The organism is Methanosarcina sp. A14, assembly GCF_001729375.1.
Lineage (GTDB): Archaea > Halobacteriota > Methanosarcinia > Methanosarcinales > Methanosarcinaceae > Methanosarcina > Methanosarcina barkeri.
The window spans coordinates 1-2001 of record NZ_LZPK01000214.1 but is presented as its reverse complement, the minus strand read 5'-3'; the positions used below and the strand labels follow the sequence as shown (position 1 = coordinate 2001).

At 35.7% G+C, this 2001-nt stretch carries 2 protein-coding genes and 1 pseudogene; 1 reads left to right on the top strand and 2 read right to left on the bottom strand.

The window, feature by feature from the left end; translation table 11 throughout:
- Positions 1-282: 282 nt before the first annotated feature.
- Positions 283-820 (bottom strand): annotated as a pseudogene (locus tag A9239_RS18360) (zinc ribbon domain-containing protein).
- Between the two features lie 169 nt (positions 821-989).
- Positions 990-1220, bottom strand: coding sequence for a ferredoxin (locus tag A9239_RS10850; RefSeq protein ID WP_048116964.1), 231 nt, complete (start codon positions 1218-1220; stop codon positions 990-992).
- Between the two features lie 411 nt (positions 1221-1631).
- On the opposite strand from A9239_RS10850, the gene A9239_RS10845 reads away from it, so the two are divergent.
- On the top strand, positions 1632-1928 hold the full coding sequence (locus A9239_RS10845) for a metal-sulfur cluster assembly factor (RefSeq protein WP_048157021.1): 297 nt from the start codon (positions 1632-1634) through the stop codon (positions 1926-1928).
- Positions 1929-2001: the final 73 nt, after the last annotated feature.

The window sequence follows — 2001 nt, the reverse complement described above, 5'->3', positions numbered from 1 at the left end:
ATTCTGAAATTGAGAATGAACAACAACAAAAGCAGTATTAGTGAAAAAACAATTGCGGGGAAAATGTAAACCAATAAAAAAGCAATAGCAGGAAAAAACAATAAGAAAACGGTATAAAGACAACAATAACCAATAAAATGATAAAAAGCCAGTAAAATTGGCGTGAACTGCCCCTCCCTGAATTCTTTGCCTTTCGGCTCAATTTCGAAGGAGAAGCTTCTTGGTTCATTCCTTTATCTTTTGAGAACAAGTCCCCAAACCCTTCCCCGCGTTCCGCAGGTGTCAGATAACTATAAAATTTTGATTATAAAGTGAAAATTTTTTGATATTGATTGCAGCATTAATGTCCCTATCATGTTTTGTTTTACAATCAGGACATTCCCACTCTCTATCCTTTAATGTCAAATCTGAATTATAATATCCGCAAACACTACAAAGTTTAGATGAGGGTTCAAAATGTCCTATTCTCAGGATAGTTTTACCGAACCAATCTGCTTTGTATTCTAACTTTATTATGAAGCTACTCCACGCTGAAATACCTACTCTATTCCCACTGTAGTAGATTCTGAGAATTCCTGCTTTACAGGAAGTTCTTTTCCATCTTCCACAAGAATACTGATATAATCTTTTCTAGTGTAGGATCTTGAAATGGTTGCTGTTTTCAGAGTGCCTTCAAACCGCCTGTGCTTGAGATTGATTTAGTTTTTATTTTCTGTTCTAAAGCCCAATTATAGACAAATCTACAGGCTCCAAAATGAACTTTTATAAGTTTTTTCTGGCCTTTAGTAGGGTAAATTCGATACTTGTAGGCTTTTAACATCCTCATATTACATGTTTTAAAGAAATAAATGGTTTTTTGTTAAAGGTTATTTTATAAAGTTGACGGCTTTCAACCCCATCTGCCACTTTCCGGCTTTCGCCAGAAATTGTCTAGGAAGGGGACTTCTCACCTTATGAGTTGAATCAAATAAATTATTTCAACCATCACTTTAGCCGTCATTTCCTATTGCGCTAACCGGGCAGGCTTCTAACGCTTCTTCACAAAGTTCTTTTTCTTCATCATTTTCAGGCTGCTTATATACATAGGCATTGGATTCGTCGTCATTCATCTTGAAGTTTTCAGGTGCAGTATCCACACAGAGATTACAGGCTATACAGTTATAGTCACAATAATAAGGTCCTGGAATATTTTCAACAACTTTATCTGAACTATCGGCTATACTTCACTCCCCCATTGTGTTTATTTTACAATAAGAGTAATTAAGAGGATTTTTATATATAATTTAACGTTCGAAAATGACTTTCTCAGTGAATTAAGTTCCTTGATAAGCTTATGCAGTCCTGTACATCTTAGTGTATCTAGAAAAAAAGCTTGTTTGGTAACTAGCTTGTTTGGTAACTAGCTTGTTTGGTAACTAGCTTGTTTGGTAACTAGCTTGTTTGGTAACTAGGCTTGTTTGGTAACTATTCGTGTAGTTTTTTTTTAATAATTTCACTGCTGGGACATGCTTTTCAAAACCGAAGAATAGCCTATGTTGAGGTTCTGGGAAATTTATTTAATTCTATCCACCTTTTTATTAAATGGAAAGCATAAAATTGCTCTAGATCCATACCTTAAGGGAGAGGGTACCATCGTTACGAAAGAAGAAGTTATCGAAGTTCTAAAGACATGCTATGATCCTGAAATTCCGATAAACATTATTGACCTTGGACTTGTTTATGGGGTAGAAGTAGAAGGAGATTTGGTCCATATCAAAATGACTCTAACTATGCCTGGCTGTCCTATGGGAGAGCTTATTATAGAGAATGTGAAGCGAAAGGTTGAGGCAATAGAAGGAGTAAAAGAAGCAAAAATAGAGCTTGTTTGGGACCCACCGTGGACTCCTGACAGAATTTCGGAAGAGGCAATGAAGCGGATTACAAAATAATCAAGGAATAATCAAGGAATAATCAAGGAATAATCAAGGAACTGTCTTTCCGTAGATGTCCTCTTAAATGAAT